Raw genomic sequence first — 669 nt, 5'->3', positions numbered from 1 at the left:
CGTGCGGCGGGTGCTGACGCGTTTGCTGGGGTTTGAGAAGGACCCCGCGTCGGCCGGGAGCGCGCGCTTGCTCTGGACCTTCGCCGGGTCGTTGCTGCCGACGCAGGACCTCGGGAATGCGATGCCCCGGTACACCCAGGGCCTCATGGACCTGGGGGCGTCGGTCTGCACCCCGCGCGCGCCGGCTTGCGGCGCGTGCCCGTTGGGCGCCTCCTGCGTGGCGTTCAGGAACGGAGCGCCCGAGCGCTACCCCGTGCCGGCGCGTCGGCCGTCCCGGCGCTCCGAGTCCTGGCAATTGCTGGTTCTGCGCGACGCGCAAGGGCGCGTGTGGCTGGAGCGGCGCCCCGGCACCGGCATATGGGCCGGAATGCACTGCGTTCCGGTGTTTCGGGATAGCGCTTCTCTCGGGGCCTATGTGTCGTCGCTCGGGGACGCAGCGCAGTTGGCGCGGCAGGAGCTGCAAGCCTTTCTCCATGTGCTGACGCACAGGGATCTCCATCTCCATCCGGTCGTGATCAGTGGAGACATCGCGGACCGCCCGTCCGACGCAGGCCAGTGGCTGGGGGCCGATGGATGGCCCGGTGTCGGCCTGCCCGCCCCGATCCGCAAGTTGCTCGACGCCACGCAGTTGCCGCTGCCGGGGTGAGCGCGCGCGGGCCGCGGGGGGGG

General features: G+C 72.0%; 1 protein-coding gene. It reads left to right on the top strand.

What is annotated here, in order from left to right:
- Positions 1-646, top strand: a 646-nt coding sequence (locus VTU_RS0105975) for an NUDIX domain-containing protein (protein ID WP_029554156.1), incomplete at its 5' end; no start/stop codon positions are given.
- Positions 647-669 lie beyond the last annotated feature (23 nt).

The sequence above is a fragment of the Verminephrobacter aporrectodeae subsp. tuberculatae At4 genome (genome assembly GCF_000193225.1).
GTDB classification, from domain to species: Bacteria; Pseudomonadota; Gammaproteobacteria; order Burkholderiales; family Burkholderiaceae_C; genus Acidovorax; species Acidovorax aporrectodeae.
Note: the sequence above shows the minus strand (reverse complement) of the source record. Positions and strands in the feature narration are given on the sequence as shown.